The organism is Arthrobacter sp. BK1 (assembly GCF_056680055.1).
This window is the reverse complement of the sequence record NZ_CM155263.1, coordinates 2,291,096-2,307,733: the sequence shown is the minus strand read 5'-3', so window position 1 is coordinate 2,307,733 and position 16,638 is coordinate 2,291,096. Positions and strand designations below refer to the sequence as shown.

Genomic DNA, 16,638 nt, shown 5'->3' with positions numbered 1-16,638 from the left:
AATGTTTGGTGATCGGATGGTATTGCTCTGGACGGTGCCGTCCGAGCCGACGGCGTCCGCCTAGTTCTTTATCGTGAGTACCAGCTTGGGTGCTGCTGTGCTGCCGGCCTCCTTGGAGTTGAGGTCCAGTCCGTCGCTGCTGCTGGAGTCCATGCCAAGGGAGAGCTGTTGGCCGAGCTCTCCGGCCAGGCCGCCGGCATTCAGCGCGACGCTGTAGTCGGTGTTGGTAGTTGTCGGGCCGAGTGTGCCGATGCTGCTGGTACCGAGCCCCGGGCGGGCGTTATAGGTGATCCCGGTCTCACTCCAGTTGTCATCAGCGACCAGTTTGACGTTCTGCGTTCCCGTGGATCCGCTCCCGGCGCTGCGCAGCTGCAACGTCGCACTTTCCAGCGTCCTGCCCGCATACGCCGACAGGTCGAATTTGAGGTACGTAACCTCCACCGGGCTGTTGTCCACACCCAGCATGGAACCCGTGCCATGGTTCGTCGTCGGCACGGCGCTCGACACGTAGGTGTCAGCGGCGGCAGGGAGCGTCACGGTCTGCGACGTCCCGCCGCCTGCGGAAGCTGTGGTGAACGTCCAGGCCCTGTCGGTCGCCAACGCGTTACCGGCAATGTCCTTTACCCCGGCGGAGCCGCCCTTGATCGTTGCCGTGTAGGCGGTACCGGCGGCCAGATCCGCAAAGGGATCCAGGGTCGCAATCCTGGACGGACCGTCATAGCCCACAGCGGCCTGCACCGTCGTCGAACCCGCCGTCAACGTGAAGGTGCCGGGCGTAATGGTCGAGGCATTCATCGGCTCCGAGAACGTCCCCGTCACATTCCCGGTCACCGCCAGATCAGTCGACCCGGCAGCCGGCGACGTACCCGTCACCGTAGGTGCCGTTGTATCTCCACCACCGCCACTGCCGCCGCTGCCGTCGTAATAATGCCAGTACCGGCTGGTGGCGCTCACATCGGCAATCACCAGCAGGCCGCTGTTGGCCGTGCCCCGCGCCGAACTGTTCAGGTTCTGCTTCGTCGACGTCACGTTATGGACATACTGGTCGGCGTCGACGATACGGGGAGTCTTCGTCGCAGTGCTGAAGTCAATATTGCTCAAGGGCGTGGACTTCTCGTAGATCGCACCCCCGGAGCTGGTGCAGGCACCGGCGTTCGTGGTGCCGCCCGGCTTCGGGTAGGTGGCGAAGGTACGCAGCCTCTGTGTGCTCTCATCGATCAGGACGATCACCCGGTTCGGGCACTCCGCCACAGTGGCGATGGTGTGCGCCGTCCACGTGGTCCCATTCAATGCCAGCAGCTGGATCAGCGGCTGGGAAGCTGACGTGAACGATGTCTTAATGGCGGCGAAGACCTTTCCACTCGCGGAGGCGTCCAGCCACTTCAGGTTCATGTGGTCATCGCCGCTGCGCTGCCCGGATACTGCAGCCACCGGAGCTGTCCAGGCCGTGTTCGAGGCTCCGTCGGCGTGATAGCTCCAATACATGCCGTCGGTGGAGTCACCGACCTGCCGGCTCCACATCACACCTATCTTGTTGCCGTCGAACGCGATGACAGCCGACGTGTCGTCCACGGAGACGTTGCTGAGCGACGCAGGATGGGCGAAAGGCGTCCCCCAGGTCCTCCCATCTGTGGCGGTGACGTTCAGGTAGATCCGGTTTCCCTGCTGCCAGGTGGCCCACACCCGGCCGGTGGAGTCCTTATCGATGGTCAGGGTCTCAACTTTTGAGTTGTTGATCTGTGTGGAACCCAGCAGAGAGTACGTTTTTGTACTGGTGTTGTAGCTGTAACGCCGCATCGTCGTCGGGAAGCCGGGCTCAGCCGGCAGGGTGTCGTTAACGAACCGATAGCTCGCCACATACAGTGTGGTCCCGTCCCACAACACGTCATGATGGGTTTCCGCCCGGGTGTCGGTTGCCACGCCCGTATCCACCCACGAACTTGTCGCGGCATTGAACCGGAAGATATGGAAATCCGAGCTTGCGGTGTCCCACAGGTTCCCCCACCAGGACCCGTCGTTGAACCACAACGCACTCGTGGCACGCTTCGTGCCGGTCGGTGACCCCGTCCCCGAATGCGACGGGCCCTCAACCCCGACATCTCCCGGGGCAGCCGACGCCACAACGGGCACCATCAGGAGGCCCAGGGTCAGCAACAGCGCTGTCAGCAGTGCATTAAGCCGCAGCGTCCACGACCCGCGTAGGCGAGGACCGGCCGGGCGGCCGGCTCCCCTCCCTACTTCAAGCCAGGGAGTCCCGCGCACCAGAAGCCGGGCCCGTTCGTTGTAGGTTGGCATGACGTTTTCCCCTCCTTGTTGATGCCGCGTCATGGTGCAGTTTCAACCGCCTGTGCGCGGCGACTGTCGGCAGCTCTACGGTGCCGACAGTTCACTCACTGGACTTCCCTCCAAGGCGAACCTTGGTGGGCAGTCCTGCTGAGCTGGGTCGTGGAGACGTGCGCGAGCCGGCGCCCGCGCAAGTAGCCGGCGGATGTGAAGGCCAATACGGCGATAACGGACCCTGCACGGCCCAGGCCCCGGGGGTTGTTTCCGGTGCCCCAGTCGATAAGTCCCGCCAGGACAGCCCGTGGCAGCACGGACTTCACGTACCGGCGTTCCGGTCCAAGCGCCCGCTTGTGGCCCACCACCTGACTGACCTGGGCCTTGGAAATTCCTTCGGACCAGGACCGGGACAGCATGTAGCGCAGTGTCCCCCGGTGGGCGGGAACGTGGTGCCGCACCAGGGCCGCCGGCTCATAAACGATCCGTGAACCGGGGGCACCTATCCTGGAACGGATACAGATTTCGGTCTCTTCGCAACCCAGGGGTTTTGAGCCTTGACGGCCAAGGGCGAGGTTGAAGCCACCTACCTGGCGGAGGACTTCAAGCCGGAAGGACATGTTTGCGCCGATGACATTCCGGACTTCGGACGCCACCTTGGGCAGACCGCGGTGGCTGCACCCCACGATCCAGTCGAGTTCCTCGCCGAAGTGCGCCGGGCGGCCGTATTCCCACACCGGTTCAACGCGCCCGCCCACACCCAGCACATCGGGGTCGTCATAAAATGCCAAGAGTCGTTCGAGCCATTGCGGGGAAGCTTCGGCGTCGTCGTCCAGAAACGCCAGGATATCGGAACTGGCAATCTCCACCCCGGTGTTTCGGGCTCCGGAAAGCCCCACAGGGCCCATGCTCCTGACCAGGGTCACGTCATCGAGAATGGAGCGGAGACGCTCATACAGGTCCTCGTTGTGGTCAACCACAACAATGATCTCCTGGGGGACCAGCGTCTGGGCTCGAACCGAGTCAATGACGTCAAGCAACCGGTCCCAGCGCTCCAGGGTGTAGCAGCAAATGACAACCGAGACAGTTGGGGGCTCACTGGGAATGAACATGCTAGTGCCCTTCCGCCAGCGCCAGGAGGCTCTGCGGATCCGTGGGTGTCCGGGGGAACCTGACATTTGCATACGCATACTTCACGCGCCGCAGGGCCTCGGGACGGGCACCGGCAGTGGGCGCCTCCCAGACGGTGCATTCGCGTGCAAGGGTGCTGAGGACCCGCCACCCGTCACGGAACGTCTGCAGATTCGAGGCTCCGGATATGCGGTCAAGCTCAATGCTCGGAACCTCGGCGATGCGGAGGCCCGCTCTGGCCGCCCGGACAATCAGCTCCGTTTCGATTTCAAAGCCGTCCGATTCGAGTTCCAGAACCTCCAGGCACTCCTTGCGGAACGCTATGTATCCATAGCAGAGGTCGGAGTAGTCGCTGCGCAACACGGTGTTGGCCAACCCGGTCAGCGCCTTGTTGCCGGCGTTCCGCAACCAGGTCAGGTCCTCGGAACCGCCCCCGGTGACATAACGCGAGCCTTTGACGAAGTCGTAGTCATGCTGGAGCGGGGAGACGAACCAGCCGATCTCCTGGGGGTCCATGCTGCCATCCGCGTCCAACATGACGATGATGTCTCCTGAGGCTGCTGCAAAACCTGAGCGAAGGGCCACGCCCTTCCCCTTGCGCTTTTCGTTGACGATGATGGCGTCCTCGCGGATTGCGCGTGCCACTCCCACGGTGTTATCCGTTGAACGGCCATCTACGATCACGATTTCGTCGACATAAGAGGGCATCCGGCGGAGAACCCACGGAATGTTTTTCGCCTCGTTCAACGTGGGGATGACGACACTTACCGAGGCCCTTACGGCTTCGAATGCCAACATCGGGAGTGTAATTGGGAGCTGGGTGGAAATGGACAAATACCTCACCACTTCATGACGTTTGCGGGTGGAGTCAACACCTAACCCAGCCTGGAAGCTGAGCGAGGCATCAACGCTTCATCCGGTCATGGTCTGGTCTCTGGCCCCAGCTCTCATTGCCATTGACTCTGGCCGTGCATTAGAGCCTATGTTCCGCATCACGAGCTATCACGAGTAGTCGGTACTCGCTTTTACAGCGCGCTTCCACCTCCTGTGAGTAAGTACAGGGATTAACGGGAAGTGAATTCTTTAGGTATGGGGGATGTCCGGCAAAAGAATCAATGAGGGTATAGGGCCTTTTTATGCCCGTAAATCCACGGCGGGCGGGCGGCGGTGAAGCATGCCGGTTAGGCTCCGGTCCGGAAAAACAGTCCGGCGGCTGCAGCCAGAAACGCGGGGTCCTGCACTCCGCAAAGTTCGCGTGCAGAGTGCATCGACAGCAGCGGCACACCCACATCCACGGTCCGGATTCCCAACCGGGTGGCCGTCAGCGGCCCGATGGTGGATCCGCAGGGAACCCCGTTGTTGGATACGAATTCCTGGTAAGGCACCTTGGCCTCGGCACTGAGCCTCGCCCAAAATGCCGCGCCCGTAGCGTCCGTGGCATACCGCTGGTTGGCGTTGATTTTGAGCAGCGGGCCGCCGTTGAGGACCGGGTGGTTGGCGGGATCGTGCCGTTCGGCGTAATTGGGGTGGACCGCGTGGCCGGCGTCCGCGGAAACACAGAACGACGCCGCCAGCGCCCGCCGCCGTTCACTTACCGTTGCTCCAAGGCCGTCGGAGATGCGGACCAGCACGTCTTCGAGGATGGGTCCGCAGGCTCCCGAGCGGGAGTTGGACCCGATTTCCTCGTGGTCGAACGCCGCCAGCACAGCGATCGGCGCATCAGCGCCCGAAACTGAAGAAGCGGCGATCAGGGCCGCCAGCCCGGCGTGGGTCGCTGAAAGGTTATCCAACCGCCCGGAGGCGAAGAACTCACCGTTGGCCCCGAAAACCGCGGGCGCCTGCGTGTCCGCAATGACGACGTCGTACCCGCCTATCAGGGCGGGATCAACGGACGCGTCAGGCACGTGCGAAGCCAACACGGACAGCAGGTCAGAATCAGCAGGATTGCCCAATCCCCACACCGGGTTCATGTGCCGCTGCTTGTCCAGCGTGAGGCCGTCATTCACATTCCGGTCCAGGTGGATGGCCAGTTGCGGGAACCGGAGCAGGGCACCGGTGGCGGTCAGGTGCTGCGTGCCGTCCAGCATGACCAGCCGGCCGGCCAACTGCAGCTCCCGGTCCAGCCAGGAGTTCAGCAGCGGACCGCCGTACACCTCGACGCCGGCCTGCAGCCAGCCATGTGCGCCGGTGGTCGGCTTTGGTTTGAGTTTGAAGGACGGGGAGTCAGTGTGCGTGCCCAGGATGTTGAACCCGGTGGTGGGCCCTGCGTTTTCCGGGACCACCCAGGCGATCAGGGCGCCGTCGCGGACAATGTAGAACCGTCCCGCCCCGCCTTCCCATGGCTCCAGTTCATCCAGCCCGGTGAATCCGGCCACCTCCAGGCGCCGGGCAGCTTCGTGCGCGGCATGAAAGCTCGACGGCGACGCGCTGACATATGCGCCAAGGTCCTGGATGTGGTCTGCGGCGGAAGGTGAAGGCATGGTTCCGAGTCTAGATGGTCACGTTAAGCCCTGCCGTGTACCCGGTGGCGGCCGAGCCGGTCATCGTGGCCAACTGGTAGATCCCGCCGTCGTCGCCGAATACGTTGTCCGACCGCAGGGTGGTCCGCTTCATGTTGGTGACGCTGGCCTCGTAACCGGCAGTGGCGTAAACGTCGTCGCAGGCGGCCTGGGTCAGGGCGATCTGCGAGACCGCCAGCACCTGCCCGGCAGCAGTGGCGTTGCTCATCGATTCGAAGACCTCGAAGTGGATGTGCGGCCAGCGGCCCGGGTAGGCGCCCGGGAAGATGGATGTGAAGGTGACCTGCCCGTTCGCGTCGGCCTCCTGGACCCCGCGGAGGTAGTTCTCGCCGGTCAGGCCGGAATCGTAGAGGGAATACCGCCCTTCGCGGTCGCAGTGCCAGGCGTACACCGCAGCCCAGGCAAGGGGAACGCACCCGTTGGCGTTGTCGAGCAGGGTCAGGGTGAAGGTCAGCGGCACGCCCTCGGCCCGGGCGCTGCCTGTCCCGAAGCTTGTGGTGATGTCCTGCCGTACCACTCCGGATGCCGTCAGCACATTGGGGCCGTTCGAGCCGTCACCCGGGTACGGGCCCGCGGTTTCCGCGGGAATCTCCACGCCGCATTCGGCGATCGCCCGGGTGAGCGTGGGCGATGCGGAGGGCGTCGCCGTCGCACTGACAGCGGCACCCGACGTGCCGGTAGCCGTGGCACTTTCGGTGGCGGCCGACGTCGTCGTGCCGGCTGTGCTGCCGGATCCGCCGGGCGTGCACGCCGCCAGGGCAGCAACGGCGCCGCCGGCGCCGAAGAACATGCCCAGCGAACGGCGGCTCATCATCGTGGAGAGATCAAATTCGAGGCCGCGGTCATGGTTGGGATGGGGAACATGATTGGTCATGTCCCCCATCCAATCTGCCGCGCCTATCCCTTGCATAGGCGGTTCCTGTGCGGAACCTGTGCGCTGCCTCTTAGACGTCGCGTTTCTTGAGCACGACGGCGGCGACAACCACCGGGATGACCACCCAGGCGCCGAGGACCAGGGCAGCCTGCCACGCCTCGAGCGTGTCGGGTACGTGCTGCACGGCCGTTATGGGCTCCACCGTGTTGCCGGGCAGGTACTTGCGGGTCTGGACGAAGAAGTCTCCCGGAATCAGCTGGAACGCGATCGGAGCAACGAAGAACAGGCCCACCAGGGTCATGATGCCGCCCGCGGAATTCCGGAGCAACGTGCCCAGCGCCATGCCGATGGCGGCAACAGCGGCCACGTAAGCACTGTTGATCAGCAGCATCTTCACTGACTGCGAGCTGGAAAGGTCCAGCGCCAGGTCGTAGTTGTCCAGGATCGGCACGGACACGAGACCCGCCACGTACACGGACAGTGCGGTGACAACGAATGCGGTGACCATGACCACCAGCAGCTTCGCGACGAAGGCCGGCGTCCGCTTGGGCACTGCGGCGAAGGTGGAGCGTGCCATTCCGGTGGTGAACTCCGAGCTCATCAGCAGTACCCCAAGGGAGCCCAGGATCAACTGTGCGAAAGCGATACCGGACGTTGGCACACCGACGGCGATGTCGCCGCCCTGGGCGGCAAAGGCAGCGGCGGCCTCCGGGTCGTTCAGGGCCTGCTCGGCAAACTGGCCGGTTCCCCACGCGGACAGGGCACCGAAGCCCACCACAACCAGGACGGTGCAGGCAAGGAGGATGAGCGTGGAAAGCAAGGTACGGAACTTGATGAACTCGGAGTTGAGCACCCGGGGGAAAGAGGGGCCGGGGCCTGCGCTGGTGCCATCGCCTGGCAGTTGACCGGCAAGGGCTGCGCCGGCGTGCGCTCCGCGGCGGGAGGGGTTGGGTTCGAGGGTGGTTGAGCTCATGGCTTAGTTGCCTCCGGCCTGGACGGAAGCGTCGGCGCCCGTGGTGATCAGCGAATGGTATTCGACCTCGTCCTTGGTCAGCTCCATATAGGCTTCCTCAAGGCTGGCCTGCAGCGGGGTGAGTTCGTAGATCATGGTGTGGCTCTCGAGCGCTGTCCGGGCGATCTGGCGGGGATCGAGGCCGGTCACCTCAAGCAGTTCGTTGTCCTGAAGCTCCACGGAAACACCTTCGCCGGCGAGCAGCCGCATCAGCTGTTCGGGCTGGTCGGTGCGGACCCTGGTGCGGATCATGCCCTTGCCGTTGATGATGTCCGTAATGGGCGCGTCGGCAATGATCCGGCCGCGGCCGATCACGATCAGGTGGTCTGCGGTGAGTGCCATTTCGCTCATCAGGTGGCTGGAGAGGAAGACGGTGCGTCCCTCGGAGGCCAGGTACTTGACCAGGTTCCGGACCCAGACAACACCCTCCGGGTCCAGGCCGTTGACGGGCTCGTCCAGGATGATGGTCTGCGGATCGCCGAGCAGGGCCGCGGCAATCCCAAGCCGCTGCCCCATGCCGAGCGAGAAGCCGCCCACCTTTTTCCTGGCCACCTCGGTGAGCCCTGTCATTTCAATGACGTCGTGCACCCGTTTTTTCGGAATGCTGTGCGTTGCGGCCATGGCCAGCAGGTGGTTGTAGGCCGAGCGGCTCGTGTGGACGGCCTTGGCATCGAGCAGGGCCCCGACGTCGCGAAGCGGCGCTGCATGGCGGGTGAACGGTGAACCGTTGACGGTCACCGTGCCCGACGTCGGTCGGTCCAGTCCCATGATCATGCGCATGGTTGTTGACTTGCCGGCGCCGTTGGGGCCGAGGAAACCGGTAACCCGGCCGGCCTCGACAGTGAAATTGACTCCGGCGACGGCGGTTTTCTCGCCGAAAACCTTTGTCAGGCCTTTTGCCTCAATCATGGACGTGTTCCTTCGAATGGCAGCCGGACGGCTGCGGGATGGCTGAAAGGATGGTTATTACTGTCCACGCTACCCATGACGCAGGCCGATTTCGTGCGACTCAGGGATGAATCAGGGTCGAATCAGGGTTTGTCCAACGTAATGATCAGGGGCGGTTCATGGCCGGGGCGAGTAGTAGGTCAGTGCTTGCCGTTTGACCCGGATCCGCACGCTCCGCACGCCCGCCACCGCTTCGCCGTCGACCGCCAGAACCATGGGGGACCCGTCTGCCTCAATCCGGACCTCTGATGCCTCCCGCAGGTGGGTGATCCTTGACGTCGCCACCGTTCCGGTCAGCACCGACCACAGCAGGCGCAGTCGGGCAAGGTCCTCGTCAGCGGTGATCATCCGGACATCAAGGACCGAGTCGTCCAGCACTGGCCGCAACAGCGGTGCATGGTCGCGTGGGTAGTAGCGTCCGCGCCCGACGTAGGCGATCCACACCTTGTGCTTCACACCGTCCACGGTCAAGGTGGTGGGAGTTCCGGCCGCGAAGGTACGGAACATGGCCACAACACCTGCCAGCGGTTTGCCAAGCGCCGGCTGCAGCTGTTCCCTCCGCCGGACCAGGTTGGGGTACAGGCCGATGCTTGCCGTATTCAGCATGATGTGTTCGGCGGTCTCCGGGTTGCCTGCCAGCCCCCGCTCCACGGTCACCATGCCAACGTCGGCGCGGGCCGCCTCGCCGCGGGTGGCTGCGGCCACGGCCTCCTGGAGGCTGCCGGTTCCGGCGTCCCGGGCAAAGTGGTTCAGCGTCCCGCCGGGAAGGACCAGCAAGGGGAGGGAACGCTCGACGGCGGCAGCGGCTGCCGTGCCAACTGTTCCGTCACCACCCCACACGCCCAAGGCCACCGTCTCAGGGCGGTCGACGAGTTTCAGAATGGCTTCTTCCAGAGCCTCGTCCGGCTTGACCGTCTCTATATGCGCCTTCGGGAATACGTCTTGGAGAGCGCCGGCGGTCTGCTCCGTGAAGGCACCGCCAAGCGTGTTCACCACGATGCCGAGGCCTGCGCCGTCCGGGAGTTCGGGCGCCTCCGTCCAACTGCGTGCAGTGGCCGGAAACGGCGGGCGGACCGGCCACCACTTCCGGGTGATCAGGGCAGCCCCCGCACCAATGGCTGATCCGAAGATGACGTCCGACGGCCAGTGGGCCCCGGTATGCACCCGGGAATAGGCGACGCCGGCCGCCAGCGGGGCCAGCGCCGCTCCCAGGCCGGGGTGGATGAGTCCCGCGCCCACCGCGAAGGCAACGGCTGATGCAGAGTGTCCGGACGGCATGGAGGAACTGGTGGGCTGGGGGTGCACAAACCGGAAAACCGGCAGGTGCTCCGGGAGGGGGCGGGTACGCGGGAGCAGGGTCTTGAATCCGAGGTTGGTGACCGCAGAGGCAACCGCCTGCGCGATCAGGCCGTGCAAAGCGGCCCGCCGCGGCTTTCCGGGAAAGGCAGCCATCACGGCAGCCGCCCCCATCCACAACTTGCCGTGGTTCGCGGAGGCGGACAGGCGGCGGAAGAAGGTGTCGTGGTCACCGCCCGGGAAGGACGACACCCTGCGGACCAGATACCGGTCCAAGCGGCTGATCTGGCCCGGTCCCTTGCGCCATACTCTGTGCATCTCCCCACCCTACTGCGGAGGGGAAGCAGTGCCCCGCAGTGCCGTGCCGTGGGCGGGTGCTCCGTCCGGAGGGCCCCTACTTAGAGGTCAGTGGCTTCGCAGCGCCCGCGAGGAGCAGCGCCACCAGAATCGGCGCCAGGATGGCCAGCAGCGCCAGATGGATGCCGGTGAGATCGCCCAGGTAGCCCAGCAGCGGCGGTCCGGCGAGGAACGAGACATACCCCAGCGTGGATACAACCGAAACCCGGGCAGCCGCTTGCTTCGGATCGTCGGCAGCCGCGGACATTCCCATGGGGAACGCAAGCGCTGCGCCGACGCCCCACAGGGCGGCGCCGATGGCAGCGAGCCACACGTTCCCGGCGAGTACAAATAAACCCAGGCCTGCCGCTGCTGCCCCCATGCTGGCGCGGAGCACCGCGACGCGTCCAAACTTGTCGATGACCCGGCCGCCGAAGAACCTCATGGCCGTCATGGCCAGGACAAACAGGGCGAACATCAGGGCGCCGGTGGATTCTGAGGTTCCCAGCCCGTCGACAGTTGCCTTGGCGATCCAGTCGTTTCCTGCACCTTCGGTCAGGGTGGCGCCGAGAACCACCACACCGATCAGCAGGGTCCGGCTGTCACGCCAGGCGGATCCCGTTGGAGCCTTGGGTTCACCGTCGGCTGGTGCCGCCGCAGGCACGTGGGGGAGGAAATAGCGGGGAGCAATCAGCGCCACGATGACCACAGCACCGGCGATGACCAGCAGGTGGAGCGGAAGGCCAACGCCGATGCTCGAGAGCCCGGCGCCGATCAGCGCCCCCACAAAGGCCCCGCCGCTGAAGGCAGCGTGGAACTGGGGCATGATGGTCCGCCGCAGCTTGTGCTCGACATCGGCTCCCTCAATGTTCTGGGAAACGTCCCACAAGCCGATGCCAATGCCAAAGAAGAACAGGGCAACGGCGGTGCCCACCACCGATTCCGCTGACAGGGAGAGCGCAATCCCCACGCCGGCCAGGGCTGCCACTACGCCGGCGGAGCGAACGGCGTTCGCGGTGCCGATCCTTCCCACCACAAGCCCCGCCGTCGGAAGCGCAAGCAGCGAGCCGATGGCCGTGCACAGGAGCAGCGTGCCCATCTGGCCGGAGGTCAGGTGCAGTGTTTCGGTGACGGCAGGAATACGTGCGGCCCAACTGGCGAAAACGAAGCCATTGACTCCGAAGACCACAAACGTGGCGGCGGCCGCTGCCCGGAGGGAGGGCCCGGCCGTGGTGCTGGTGTTGATGCTCATGCTTTGACTACTTCCACCGATAGTTTGTTAAGGTGTGCGCGTTCATCCGCACTGAAATCTTTGTCCGTCACGATCACGTCCACTGCCTCAAGGGCAGCAATCATTGCCACGCCGCTAGCATTCCACTTGGAACCGGCCCCGGCCATAATGAGCCTGCCCGATGATTCAAGGCCTGCCCGCTTCACTGCTGCATCGTCAAGATCATGGGCCAGCAGGCCGTCCCTGAAGTTCACCGCACAGGGCGTCACCACCGCCGTGTCGAACCGGAGGGAACGGATGTTGGACTCCGCCAGGGGACCTCGGAAGCACAGTTCTCCGGGGACCAGGCTCCCCCCGGGCAGAAGCAGGGCGGGACGGTGCCCGGCATCGCCGCCGTCACCTGTCACCGCATTCAGCGCGCGCACCGACGTCGGCATCAGGGTGAGCTCCCGGCCCCGCAGGGCCTTGGCGATTTCCGTTGCAGTACTGCCGCTGTCCAGCCACACATGTTCCCTGTCTCCCAACAGCCCGGAGACCGCGGTGGCGATGCGGATCTTGACATCGCGGTCTTCTAGTTCGCGTTGCCCGTACCCCGGGTTCTCACCACGGTCGATCAGGCTCTTGGCGCCACCATGGACCCGCCGGAGAACCCCGTTGGCCGCGAGCACCTCGAGGTCGCGGCGGATCGTGGCGCCGGAGGCTTCGCATGCTGCCACCAGCTCATCCACGCTCACCTCGGTCCGTTGCCTCAGCAACTCACCGATCAGCCGGTGGCGCTCATCTGTCTTCATGCTTATATGCTAACCAATATTGATCATTTAATCATTTCTTTGATTGCCGCTGGGTCTTTCTTCCCCAGCGCCGGGAGTAGGGTTTGGCTATGGCGAAGGAATTGTTCAAAGACGGCAAGTTATCCGGAACCGGCGGGTACCTGGACGGGGAAAGGCAGGGGCGCTGGACTTTTTACAACCGGAACGGCCAGGTCAAAGCTGAGGTGGGTTACCAGAAGGGCCAGTTGGACGGACCCTGCACCTGGTACCGCGAGGGCGGCGGCCTGCTGCAGAAGGGCGGGTTCAGCGATGGCAAGCAGGACGGGTTCTGGCAGCGCTGGCACAGCACAGGTGAACTGCTGGATGAAGGGACGTACGACGTCGGCCGGAAAGTAGGCGAGTGGGTCACCTACGCCCCGGACGGCTCCGAAACCAAGCGCAAGGTCTTCAAGTAGCCCGACCCGGCCCCCAACGCTCTCATTAAGTGAGAGAGCGTCGGGGCTAGCGGGCGCGCTGCACCCGCTTTTCGTCCCAGACCGGTTCGGCGGATTCGTAGACGCGGCCGTCGGAGCCGAAGACCAGGAAGCGGTCGAAGGTCCTGGCGAACCACCGGTCGTGGGTGACGGCCAGGACAGTCCCCTCAAAGTGGTCGATGGCCTTTTCCAGCGCCTCGGCGGAGTGCAGGTCCAGGTTGTCGGTCGGCTCATCGAGAAGCAGCAGCGTGGCACCCGAAAGCTGCAGCAGCAGGATCTGGAACCTGGCCTGCTGCCCTCCGGAGAGGGATTCATACTTCTGCTCGGACTGGCCCGCCAGGCCATAACCGTCCAGTGCGCTGGCGGCGGCCTCACGGCCCAGCCCGGACCGGTGTTCGTCGCCGCGGTGCAAAATCTCCAGCAGTGTCTTGCCGAGAAGGTCCGGACGGACGTGGGTCTGCGCAAAGAAGCCGGGCCGGATGCGGGCGCCGAGCTTCACGGTGCCTTCGTGCGGCACCTCGGCGATCTCGACGTCGGATACGGGGACGTGCTCCTTCTCCGGGTCCGTACCGCCAGTGGCGAGCAGGCGCAGGAAGTGGCTCTTGCCGGAACCGTTCGATCCGAGCACACCCACGCGGTCGCCGAACCAGACCTCGGTGGAGAAGGGATCCATCAGTCCGGTCAGCTCCAGCTTTTCCGCCACGATGGCGCGTTTCGCAGTCCGGCCGCCCTTGAGGCGCATCTTGACGTTCTGCTCAATGGGGAGTGCCTCGGGAGGACCCACTTCCAGGAATTTTGCCAGCCGGGTCTGGGCCGCGTGGTAGCGGTTGGCCATGTCCGAGCGGAAGGCGGCCTTGTTCTTGTACATGTTGACGAGTTCCTTGAGCTTGATGTGCTCCTCGTCCCAGCGTTTGCGCAACTCCTCGAAGCGGGCGTTGCGGTCCGCGCGCGCGTCCACATAGGAACCGAAGCCGCCCCCGTGCACCCAGGCGCCGGCGCCGTTGATGCCGGGTTCCAGGGTGACGATGCGCCCAGCGGCGTTGTTCAGCAGTTCGCGGTCGTGGCTGATGAAGAACACGGTCTTCTTGGACTCGTTGAGCTTGTCCTCGAGCCAGCGTTTGCCGGGGACGTCAAGGTAGTTGTCGGGTTCGTCCAGGAGCAGGAGTTCGTCGGGGCCGGCAAACAGGGCTTCGAGTACCAGCCGCTTCTGCTCGCCGCCGGAGAGGCTCGACGCCGGCCGGTGCTGTGCCCGGTCGAACGGCAGGCCCAGCGCCGCCATGCAGACCTCGTCCCAGACGGTCTCCACGTCGTAACCGCCGGCATCTCCCCAATCCACGATGGCCTGGGCGTAGCGCATCTGCGATGGTTCGTCGTCGTGCTCCACCATGGCGAGCTCTGCCTCATCCACCTCCTTGGCCGCCGCGGCCAGAGCCGGCGGGGCCGCAGAGACCAGCAGGTCCCGGACCGTGGACTCATCCCGGACCTGGCCCACGAACTGGCGCATGATGCCCATGTTCCCGGAGCGGCCGATCACGCCTTCATCAGGGACCAGATCGCCGGCGATGATCCGGAACAGCGTGGTCTTTCCGGTGCCGTTGGGGCCGATCAGCGCCGTTTTGGTGCCGTCCGGGACCTTGAACGTCACGCCGTTGAGCAGCTGCGTGCCATCGGATAGGAAGTAGTCAATGCCGGAAATGTCTATGTGGGCCACGCCAACAATCTTCCCACGCCCGGCTGCCGGTGCTTTCCCGGCGGTCAGCCGGCCGCGGTCAGGAACTGCTTGAGCAAGGGCCCCGAGGTGGTGGCCCCGAGCCCCCCATCCTCGACGAACACTGCGACGGCGAGGTCCCCGTGAACGGCAACAATCCAGGCGTGCGTCTTGGGCGGGTTCTCGTTGCCGAACTCTGCCGTTCCGGTCTTTGCACCAACGGGCGCTCCGGGAACGCTGGACAGGAATCCGGCGTGGCCCGAGGTGACCACGGCCCGCATCATGTCGGCCAGTGCAGCCGCTTCGGCAGCGGTGATCGGTTGGCCGGATGCCTGGGACGGCGCTTCGGGGGTAACGCCCGACGACGGCGACGCGGCATCCGCCGTCGGCTCACCGGGTGTCCCTCCCGCGGCAGCACCGGCGTCGGGGTTCAGGACAAGCTGCGGTGAGACGGGGGAGCCCTTGGCCACGGATCCAGTCATGATGGCCGCTGCCAGGGGCGACACCAGGACCTTTCCCTGGCCGATCATCGAGGCCGCGTGTTCAGTCCCCGCAGCTTCCCCCGGCACCGAGCCGAGGAAGGCGGCGGCACCCAGCGAGGGCGCCTCCACGGCAACCCCCATGGCCATCGCTGCCGCCTCAAGCTGTGCCTGGGAGACGGAATCGCGGGCTGCGATGAAGGCCGTGTTACAGGAGTGGGCAAAGGCGTCGCGGAGTGTGACCGAGCCCAGGGAGCTTTCAGGGTAGCCCTCCGCATTCTTGAAGGTCCGGCCGTCCACGGTGAGCGTGGGGGTGCATTCAACCTTCGAATCCGGGGTGAGGCCGTTGCGGAGCATCGCGAGCGAATCCACCATCTTGAAGGTTGATCCCGGGGCGTACTGGCCGAGCATCGCTGTGTTGTAGCCATTGCTTCCGGGGCCGGAGGCGGCCGCCAGAACGGCACCGCTGGAGGGGCGAAGGGCCACGACGGCCGACGCCGGACCCACGCCGGCGAGCGTGCTCTCGGCCAGCGCCTGCAGGTTGGGGTCCAGCGTGGTTTTCAGGGGAGTTCCCGGCGTGGGAGCGACCTCGAAGACCACCCGGCGGGGATCGGTTGCCGCCGCCTGGATCTGTTCAGCGGTGAGATCGGCCCGCTGTGCGCGGATCACCACGGCGTCAGTGCCGCGGAGCTGCGCATCGTACTGCTGCTGCAGTCCACCGATCCCGGTGATGTCTCCGGCGGTGAGTGCGCCGGCTGACGCTTCGATCTGTTCGGCGTTGGCCTCACCCACGGTGCCAAGGACTGCCCGGGCGAAGGTCCGGCTGGGCGCCAAAGGCTGGGTTGCCGGGATGGCACGGGCCCCGGGGATGGCCTGGATCTGCTGGTCCGTGATGGTCCGGCCTTCTTCGCGGAGAGTGATGGCGATGACGAAAGCTTCAGCACCCGACGCCGCGACCTGCTGGGTGTACGCTGCGGGGTCCACCCCGACCAGCTCGGCCAGCTGGGTTGCCGAAGCCGCCGGATCAGCTGAACCCAGCTGCGGCTTATCAATCCCCACGTTCACCACGGGGCGGTAGGTAACCAGCTTCGCATCGCCGGCGCCCAGGATGTCGGCCCGCTGTGGCGACTGGCTGCCCTTGCTGAGGACTTCATTGTCGTTGAGGCCCGGAACCAGGGATGCCGGGTTCCAGACTGTCAGCCACTTGTCGCCGGATTTCGTGAATTTAGCGGAGACCGTGTATTTCCACTCTCCCGAAGCGATCTTCCACGTGTAGTCCAAGGGGACGCTGGCCGTGTCGCCATCCAGGGTAAGTTCGCCTGCGGCCACCGTTGGCCGGTCCGGCTCCAACGCTTTGAACACGTCCTGGACCTGCTGCCTGGCTACGGCCGAATCCTTGCCATTAAACGGTACAGAGCCGACGTCGAGAGTGGACATGGCTGCCGCAAACTGTTTCGCCGCGTTCTCGGCACCCCCTCTGCCGTCGTCGCAGGCAACCAGGGAGGCACCGAGGATGAATACAGCTATGGCAAGTGAAAGTTTCTTTGAGTTCCCCACGGCGCTATTATGCCCCCTTTTTGGAAT

General features: G+C 64.9%; 13 protein-coding genes. 1 reads left to right on the top strand and 12 read right to left on the bottom strand.

Annotation, left to right across the window (positions count from 1 at the left end):
• Positions 1-60: 60 nt before the first annotated feature.
• The 10 genes from AC1MCA_RS10405 to AC1MCA_RS10360 form a co-directional block, all read right to left on the bottom strand.
• Positions 61-2,295 carry a CBM96 family carbohydrate-binding protein gene (locus tag AC1MCA_RS10405; protein WP_479796702.1) on the bottom strand — a complete coding sequence of 745 codons (2,235 nt, stop codon included), beginning with the start codon at positions 2,293-2,295 and terminating at the stop codon, positions 61-63.
• Between the two features lie 95 nt (positions 2,296-2,390).
• Positions 2,391-3,389 (bottom strand): glycosyltransferase family 2 protein, encoded by a 999-nt coding sequence (locus AC1MCA_RS10400; protein ID WP_479796700.1) that lies wholly within the window; start codon positions 3,387-3,389, stop codon positions 2,391-2,393.
• A 1-nt stretch (position 3,390) separates the two neighbouring features.
• The gene (locus tag AC1MCA_RS10395; protein WP_108598420.1) at positions 3,391-4,206 is read right to left on the bottom strand and encodes a glycosyltransferase family 2 protein; all 816 of its coding nucleotides are present in this window, start codon (positions 4,204-4,206) and stop codon (positions 3,391-3,393) included.
• 383 nt (positions 4,207-4,589) lie between these two features.
• Complete coding sequence (locus AC1MCA_RS10390) at positions 4,590-5,888, bottom strand: M18 family aminopeptidase (RefSeq protein ID WP_479796698.1); 1,299 nt, start codon at positions 5,886-5,888, stop codon at positions 4,590-4,592.
• A 10-nt stretch (positions 5,889-5,898) separates the two neighbouring features.
• The gene (locus AC1MCA_RS10385) at positions 5,899-6,801 is read right to left on the bottom strand and encodes an intradiol ring-cleavage dioxygenase (RefSeq protein ID WP_479796696.1); all 903 of its coding nucleotides are present in this window, start codon (positions 6,799-6,801) and stop codon (positions 5,899-5,901) included.
• A 70-nt stretch (positions 6,802-6,871) separates the two neighbouring features.
• Positions 6,872-7,774 (bottom strand): ABC transporter permease, encoded by a 903-nt coding sequence (locus AC1MCA_RS10380; RefSeq protein WP_479796694.1) that lies wholly within the window; start codon positions 7,772-7,774, stop codon positions 6,872-6,874.
• Positions 7,775-7,777: 3 nt separating this feature from the next.
• Positions 7,778-8,722: an ABC transporter ATP-binding protein gene (locus tag AC1MCA_RS10375; protein ID WP_479803244.1), complete on the bottom strand. Its 945-nt coding sequence runs from the start codon at positions 8,720-8,722 to the stop codon at positions 7,778-7,780.
• 156 nt (positions 8,723-8,878) lie between these two features.
• The gene (locus AC1MCA_RS10370; RefSeq protein WP_479803242.1) at positions 8,879-10,375 is read right to left on the bottom strand and encodes a phosphatase PAP2 family protein; all 1,497 of its coding nucleotides are present in this window, start codon (positions 10,373-10,375) and stop codon (positions 8,879-8,881) included.
• A gap of 76 nt (positions 10,376-10,451) precedes the next feature.
• Positions 10,452-11,645, bottom strand: coding sequence for an MFS transporter (locus AC1MCA_RS10365; RefSeq protein WP_479803240.1), 1,194 nt, complete (start codon positions 11,643-11,645; stop codon positions 10,452-10,454).
• The gene (locus tag AC1MCA_RS10360) at positions 11,642-12,415 is read right to left on the bottom strand and encodes a DeoR/GlpR family DNA-binding transcription regulator (protein WP_479803238.1); all 774 of its coding nucleotides are present in this window, start codon (positions 12,413-12,415) and stop codon (positions 11,642-11,644) included. Before AC1MCA_RS10360 ends, AC1MCA_RS10365 begins: the two co-directional genes overlap by 4 nt.
• A gap of 89 nt (positions 12,416-12,504) precedes the next feature.
• On the opposite strand from AC1MCA_RS10360, the gene AC1MCA_RS10355 reads away from it, so the two are divergent.
• Positions 12,505-12,849: a toxin-antitoxin system YwqK family antitoxin gene (locus tag AC1MCA_RS10355; RefSeq protein ID WP_479803236.1), complete on the top strand. Its 345-nt coding sequence runs from the start codon at positions 12,505-12,507 to the stop codon at positions 12,847-12,849.
• A 46-nt stretch (positions 12,850-12,895) separates the two neighbouring features.
• Here AC1MCA_RS10355 and AC1MCA_RS10350 read toward each other — a convergent pair whose 3' ends face one another.
• Positions 12,896-14,578 carry an ABC-F family ATP-binding cassette domain-containing protein gene (locus AC1MCA_RS10350; RefSeq protein ID WP_479803234.1) on the bottom strand — a complete coding sequence of 561 codons (1,683 nt, stop codon included), beginning with the start codon at positions 14,576-14,578 and terminating at the stop codon, positions 12,896-12,898.
• A 44-nt stretch (positions 14,579-14,622) separates the two neighbouring features.
• Positions 14,623-16,611, bottom strand: a complete 1,989-nt coding sequence (locus tag AC1MCA_RS10345) for a penicillin-binding transpeptidase domain-containing protein (RefSeq protein WP_479803232.1) — start codon at positions 16,609-16,611, stop codon at positions 14,623-14,625.
• Positions 16,612-16,638: the final 27 nt, after the last annotated feature.